The sequence below is a fragment of the Acinetobacter sp. YH12058 genome (genome assembly GCF_013419805.1).
Lineage (GTDB): Bacteria > Pseudomonadota > Gammaproteobacteria > Pseudomonadales > Moraxellaceae > Acinetobacter > Acinetobacter towneri.
The window spans coordinates 1-6,643 of record NZ_VOZL01000040.1 but is presented as its reverse complement, the minus strand read 5'-3'; the positions used below and the strand labels follow the sequence as shown (position 1 = coordinate 6,643).

6 protein-coding genes and 2 pseudogenes are annotated in these 6,643 nt (G+C 41.1%); 5 read left to right on the top strand and 3 right to left on the bottom strand.

All coding sequences use genetic code 11. The features are described from left to right. Positions 1-242: 242 nt before the first annotated feature. Positions 243-1,745 (top strand): IS91 family transposase, encoded by a 1,503-nt coding sequence (locus FTU09_RS13355; RefSeq protein WP_138773302.1) that lies wholly within the window; start codon positions 243-245, stop codon positions 1,743-1,745. Between the two features lie 276 nt (positions 1,746-2,021). On the opposite strand, the gene erm is transcribed toward FTU09_RS13355, so the two are convergent. After that, positions 2,022-2,891, bottom strand: coding sequence for a 23S ribosomal RNA methyltransferase Erm (erm, locus tag FTU09_RS13350; protein WP_107318659.1), 870 nt, complete (start codon positions 2,889-2,891; stop codon positions 2,022-2,024). Positions 2,892-3,167: 276 nt separating this feature from the next. Then, positions 3,168-3,758: a hypothetical protein gene (locus tag FTU09_RS13345; protein ID WP_180005626.1), complete on the bottom strand. Its 591-nt coding sequence runs from the start codon at positions 3,756-3,758 to the stop codon at positions 3,168-3,170. A 180-nt stretch (positions 3,759-3,938) separates the two neighbouring features. Between FTU09_RS13345 and FTU09_RS13340 the strand changes: the two genes are divergently transcribed. Next, the gene (locus FTU09_RS13340; RefSeq protein WP_180069852.1) at positions 3,939-4,820 is read left to right on the top strand and encodes an IS982 family transposase; all 882 of its coding nucleotides are present in this window, start codon (positions 3,939-3,941) and stop codon (positions 4,818-4,820) included. Here FTU09_RS13340 and FTU09_RS13335 read toward each other — a convergent pair. Next, positions 4,806-5,393 (bottom strand): hypothetical protein, encoded by a 588-nt coding sequence (locus tag FTU09_RS13335; RefSeq protein ID WP_180005651.1) that lies wholly within the window; start codon positions 5,391-5,393, stop codon positions 4,806-4,808. The genes FTU09_RS13340 and FTU09_RS13335 overlap by 15 nt on opposite strands. Before the next feature lie 149 nt (positions 5,394-5,542). Between FTU09_RS13335 and FTU09_RS13330 the strand changes: the two are divergent. The 3 genes and pseudogenes from FTU09_RS13330 to FTU09_RS13325 all read left to right on the top strand — a co-directional run. Beyond that, positions 5,543-6,055: pseudogene (locus FTU09_RS13330) on the top strand (class I SAM-dependent methyltransferase); the annotation flags it as partial. A 30-nt stretch (positions 6,056-6,085) separates the two neighbouring features. Then, positions 6,086-6,355: pseudogene (locus tag FTU09_RS13970) on the top strand (BCCT family transporter); the annotation flags it as partial. Positions 6,356-6,389: 34 nt separating this feature from the next. Then, positions 6,390-6,643: transposase zinc-binding domain-containing protein (locus tag FTU09_RS13325; RefSeq protein WP_180005652.1), on the top strand; the 254-nt coding region annotated here is incomplete at its 3' end.

Genomic DNA, 6,643 nt, shown 5'->3' with positions numbered 1-6,643 from the left:
TAGGCAATTTTTCAAAATATTGTTAAGCCTTTTCTGAGCATGGTATTTTTCATGGTATTACCAATTAGCAGGAAAATAAGCCATTGAATATAAAAGATAAAAATGTCTTGTTTACAATAGAGTGGGAGTGACTGGCACTCACAGGCAATGTCTGGCACTGGCTGGCATCACAGCTGAGACTTCAATATCTCGCAGCTGAGCGATAAACTGTATAAAAACACAGTATCGCAAGGATGCGGATCATGCCCCAAGTGGCGGCCAGGATGGCCAGCCGGGACGAGAACACTGGTCGTTACCAGCGTCACCGGCCCGAGCAAACCCTGCTCTATCGGATCGTCGAAGAATACTACCCGACGTTCGCTGCCCATTTGGCGGCGCAGGGCAGGGAACTGCCCGGCTATGTGCAACGCGAGTTTGACGACTACCTCAAATGCGGCCGTCTCGAACACGGCTTTCTGCGGGTGCGTTGTGAGTCGTGTCACGCTGAGCACCTGGTTGCGTTCAGCTGCAAACGTCGGGGCTTCTGTCCTAGTTGTGGCGCACGGCGTATGGCCGAAAGCGCCGCGCTACTGGTCGATGAGGTTCTGCCCGTACAGCCCATGCGCCAATGGGTACTCAGCTTTCCCTTTCAATTGCGCTTTCTGTTCGCCAGCCGGCCGGAGGTCATGGGCCGGGTGTTGGGCATCGTTTACCGCGTCATCGCCACGCATCTGGTCAAGAAAGCGGGCTATACCCACCAAGCGGCCAAGACCGGTGCCGTCACCCTGATCCAGCGCTTCGGCAGTGCACTGAACCTCAACATTCACTTTCACATGCTGTTCCTCGATGGCGTGTACGTTGAGCGTCCCAATGGAACAGCCCGGTTCCTCTGGGTCAGGGCGCCGACCAGCGCCGAACTCACCCAACTGGCGCACACCATCGCCCATCGGGTCGGCCGCTATTTGGAGCGGCAAGGCCTACTGGAGCGGGATGCTGAAAACAGTTACCTGGCCTTGGATGCGGTGGATGAAGATGCGATGACTCCACTGCTGGGGCATTCCATCACGTATCGCATCGCCGTGGGGCCACAGGCAGGGCGCAAGGTGTTCACCCTGCAGACACTGCCCGCCTGCGACCCGGAAGATCAGTTTGGTGACATGCCCGGTAAGGTTGCCGGTTTCTCGCTACATGCCGGCGTAGCGGCCAAGGCCCATGAGCGCAGCAAACTCGAACGGCTGTGCCACTACATCAGCCGCCCGGCGGTGTCTGAGAAACGGCTGTCGCTCACGAAGAATGGCAACGTGCGCTACCAGCTTAAGACGCCGTACCGGGACGGCACCACGCATGTGATCTTTGAGCCGCTGGACTTCATCGCAAGACTGTCGGCGTTGGTGCCGAAGCCACGTGTGAACCTTACCCGGTTTCATGGGGTGTTTGCGCCCAACAGCAAGCACCGCGCCCTGGTTACACCTGCCATGAGGGGCAAGGGGAGCAAAAAGGTCAAGGTATCGGATGAGCCGCCAACACCCGCTGGGCGGCGAGCGTCGATGAAATGGGCACAGCGGCTCAAGCGTGTATTCCAAATCGACATCGAGACTTGCAGCGAATGCGGCGGTGCCATGAAGGTGATTGCCTGTATTGAAGATCCGGTAGTGATCAAGCAGATCCTCGACCATCTGAAGCAAAAAGCCGAAACCAACGAGTCCAGCCCGTTGCCCGAGAGCCGGGCACCACCGGCTGGCCTGTCGCCGGGTCTGTTTACCTGACCCGTCCCAAACGATTCCGATCACGATGCTGCGGTAATTCAGCCGCGGCAGGGATGCGTTATGCCGGCGGCTTGGGTTGGCCCCGGCTGTCGGGAAAAACGGGTGAATTTTCGGCGGGATCGATGGCTACACGGGCCGGATTCAGAATCACCCACTGGCAAAGCAGGCCGTCATTCGCGGTCTACAGTGGCTGGACTTGGAGAAAAACGGCGTTTATTCTTCCTATACTCATATGCAAATAAGTAGTAACCTTTTTCCAATTAAGTACCCTTTTATTTAATATCTTTGAGTTCTGCTTCTGTGGACTTTTTCTAATTTTGATTGTTCTTTTAAAAGTTTTTGATAAGAACCTTCTACGAGTTTTTTCTTGTCTTGGCATACAAACTGCTTATATGTATCGAACATTTTAATCCATTGAATATATGTCCAATCGGAAAAATTTAGTTCACTATCTAAATTGATAATTTTTTTCAAACGTTTTTGCTGTTCATAAGAAAAAATATTTTTTGTTTTTTGTTTAAAATTTAATCCTGGGGCAGTATACATATATGATAAAAAATCCCAATATTCTAACATTGTTGCTTTTTTTATATCACAATATTCTTTTTTATGGAAATGCACAAGAACTATAGACACGTTGGGTTTTGGTTTAAAATCTGAAGGCAAAAACTCATAAGCCAGTTTTATATCATATAACGGTTTGAACATAAGTGATTTTAATGTGTCTTTATAATATGGAGTGCCTGCGTATTTTAACATTGCTTCGTACTGCATTATAATATACATATCTTGTGGCGGGTTGATTGCTGTTAGTAATCTTGTTAAGATTTCTCCCGTCATATTAAACGGTATATTAGAAAAAACTTTATAATTGCCATCAGGAAGTTTTATGTTCATAAAATCTTGATTGATAAGTGTTAGTTTTTCACTATTCAAGTTTTGCTTTAAAAATTGATACAAAGAGGTGTCTAATTCAATTGCAATTACACTTTTACTTACTCTTAATAAATGTTCGGTTATTATGCCTTTTCCCGGACCTATTTCATATACAATGTCAGTATTATTTATATTGCTATTTTCAACAAGGCTACTAACTAATTTTTTATCGTGTAAGAAATTTTGTGAATCCCTAATATTTCTTTCCATAAATTCCCTTTAATTGCATAATCTTTAATAGTTTATATAATTAATTATAAGATGAAACGTACAGTTTGTCAACTATTGCCATTTAAATTGGACATATAGCAAGCATACAAAATAATGGTGTTTTTACATATAAAAAACTACTAATACTGGTTACAAATCTTAAACCAAATAAAAATTTGCATAAAAAAAGATGTGATGATTATTAAATTCTTCACAACTTTTATATGTTAATATTTAACCAAAACATTAGATTTTAATATGTTTAGTATTTTACTCTCATACTGGCACCGTGAAGTCTACGTCAATTCCCCAAACATTTAGAGTAAGTGCAAAAAAGCCATTTTTAAAATTTGTTTCGGACAAGTAAAAAGTTTTAGGCTCATCAATTCCCCAATAATATATATCTATATATTCTGCATAAAGAAATTTTTGAGATTCTTCATCGTATTTTATGCCTTCGACACCATATCCCTCTTGAAACCTATAATCGCCTAGTATATTGACAAATTCATGTGATAGATAAGGTATTGCATAGTTTTCATCATTGTTATCGTAGACAGCAATTAAGAGTTGGAATTCATAAGTATCATCATTAGAGTCGATTGCATTAATCGTTATCCATTGTAAACCGACACTTGTGTTGTCATATACAAAATCCTCACCTATTAAAACGGTAATAAACTCATTTGAAATTTCATTAAAATCGTAGAGATCGTAAATTAGTACCTCAAAATCTAATTTTAGACCCGAAAAATCCAAATCCATTGGCACAATTAGTAATGGATTTCTGTTGATTGAACCATATGAGGCATAGCTAACACCATAGTCAATTATGTCAGAATAATCAGTTATGTCAGAAAGATCCATATCGGCTATATTAATTATAACTTGTGAATCATGTATTACATCCCCATCTTTAGCAACTAAAAAGGTTTTTGAGGTGAAATAATCTTTTTCATCAACAACGCGAATCTCAACTTTCTAAACTCTTGAAATAAAAAGGACATAACACAATTTAGATTTCGACTAAGAAAACTACCTCATGTTATGTCCATTTACGAATTTATCATTTCTGTGTATTTATTCATAGACTCTTGCTATTCACTTATCGTCAAAAAGCCATTAAGAACGAGAGGATTCCCCCCAGCTTTAACCGATATTGAAATAATTACGATACAAATTGTAGGTGAATTTTTAGGATTGGATTCTGATAAAAATATCTGGAAATATTTTAAACACAATTACTTAGAATGGTTTCCAAAATTGGGGTCATATCCTAATTTTTGTAAACATTGTGCAAACTTATGGCAAGTCAGTCAGCAAATTATGACCAAGGTTAGAAAAACCTTTATGCACGATAACATTCATTTTATTGATGGTTTTCCTATTCCTGTTTGTTGCTATGCTCGAGCAAAAAGACATAAAAACTTCAAAGAACATGCAGGTTTTAGTTATTGTGCAGCTAAACAAGAAAAATATTATGGTTTTAAAGGACATATTGTGATTAATTTCTCAGGAATGATTACAGATTATACTTTTGCTCCCGCAAACTGCGATGAACGAGATGTTGCACCTGAAATTACACAGAATATTCATGGTTTGCTTGGTGCAGATAAAGGGTATTTAAGACCTGAATTAAAAAAATACTATGATTTACAGTGTGTTGATTTACAAACACCATTTAGAAAAAATATGGTTGACGATCGACCCAAAGAAGCGATGAGAATACTGATGAATGCCCGAAGGAAAATTGAAACAGTCATAGGACAACTAACAGCACAGTTTAATATACAAAAAGTCAGGGCTAGAGATCTATGGCATTTATCTCATCGTATCACTCGAAAAATTCTTTCACATACAATTTCAGTCGTTTTAAATTCTCAATTAGGTAATCCTCCTTTACAGTTGGAAAAATTAATTAAAAGTTGAGATTCGCGTATCAACAGTATATTTGATAACTATAAAGCCGTATCCTTCTGTGTCAATGTCATAAGAAACAACCATATCTTTTGTAACTTGAACATTAGAATGTTTGTGGTGATTTATATAATAAATTCCTAGATATAAACTTAGTTTCATGTCGCTTAAGACTTCTTCTAAAGTGGAGCCTAATTTAACGGATTCAGAGTCTATATCAATTTCAATTTTATTATTAAATGCCAAGTTTTTTGAAAAATCATCGCTTGATATTTCATCTAAAATGGTTTTAATTTTTATTTCAAACTCATAACCTTCAATCTCAATTCTTGTATTATGAATGCCTTCATCCAATATTGTTTCTTGATCTTCATCAATTATGTCCTCAAAGCGAACAGTGTTAAAATATCCATTATCGTAAACTAGCACTATATCAGAAAAAAGCATACCTGCATTATATTCATTGATCTCTTCGTCTTCGATTGCGGTATAAAAAATTAGACCATAATTTCCATTAACATCTTTAGTTGGAGAGAGGTTTATAACTGCTAAAACCTCAAATTCCTCGTCATCTGCAACAAACAAGTCTTCGCGTATTAATGCTGCGTATTCGTTAAAGGCAAAAATAACATCTTCCGATATTTGGGTAAATAGAACAGCTTCCCAATTAGAAAAATAAGCATAAAAATCTTGAGTGCCTTTATTTATTACAAGCCGAATTTTCTAAATTACCTAAAGGAGGTAAGGTTCTTTGCTTAGCCGAAGGTGAAGGTCGCAATGCTGTGTTTTTAGCCAAGCAAGGTTATGACGTTACAGCGGTTGACCAGTCTAGCGTCGGCTTAGAAAAAGCACACAAATTGGCGGCTGAACAGGGTGTAAAAATCACCACAGTGGTAGCCAACTTAAATGAGTATGATTTAGGCGTAGACGCTTGGGATGGCATCGTTTCAATTTTCGCTCATGTGCCTCTTGAGTTACGGTTGAAATTGCATAAGCAGGCAGTGGCTGCATTAAAAGAAAATGGCGTCTTTATGCTAGAAGCCTATACAGCTGCTCATATTGACATGGATGGAGTGGGTGGTCCTCCTGCCTCGCAAATAGATATGTTTATGTCGCTTGAAGGGTTGCAGCAAGAACTAAACGGTTTGGATTTTATAATAGGTGCTGAAGTAGAGCGTGAAATCTCTGAAGGAAACTATCACCAGGGTAAAGGAGCAGTCGTTCAAGTGGTTGCCTGTAAGAAATAGTTAGTTAAATAGTAAGTTCTAAGGAAAGTAATGAGTACGTTTAAGCAATGGGTAAACCGTCTTTTAGGAGACGTAGGAACCGTTTTTTACCTATCAATACTCTTTATTGGTTTGTTTTTAATTGCCACAGTCAGTAACCCTGATGGCGTTCAAGAGTTAGCGCAAAAAGCACTGGATGCGACCGCTGATGACTTTGGCTGGTTGTACTTATTAGTGACCAGTGGCTTTGTCATTTTTACACTCTGGTTGGGGTTGTCACGCTTTGGCAGTATTCGCCTCGGGCCTGATGACGAGGCACCCGAGTTTAGCTATGGCTATCGCAAGGATGCGGATCATGCCCCAAGTGGCGGCCAGGATGGCCAGCCGGGACGAGAACACTGGTCGTTACCAGCGTCACCGGCCCGAGCAAACCCTGCTCTATCGGATTGTCGAAGAATACTACCAGACGTTCGCTGCCCATTTGGCAGAGCAGGGAAAGGAATTGCCGGGCTATGTGCAACGGGAATTTGAAGAATTTCTCCAATGCGGGCGGCTGGAGCATGGCTTTCTACGGGTTCGCTGCGAGTCTTGCCACGCCGAGCACCTGGT

Excerpts from the sequence above, each read along its gene's own strand:
- FTU09_RS13355 (WP_138773302.1), top strand. The coding sequence starts at position 243 with ATGCCCCAAGTGGCGGCCAGGATGGCCAGCCGGGACGAGAACACTGGT.
- erm (WP_107318659.1), bottom strand. The coding sequence starts at position 2,891 with ATGGAAAGAAATATTAGGGATTCACAAAATTTCTTACACGATAAAAAA.
- FTU09_RS13345 (WP_180005626.1), bottom strand. The coding sequence starts at position 3,758 with ATGGATCTTTCTGACATAACTGATTATTCTGACATAATTGACTATGGT.
- FTU09_RS13340 (WP_180069852.1), top strand. The coding sequence starts at position 3,939 with ATGTCCATTTACGAATTTATCATTTCTGTGTATTTATTCATAGACTCT.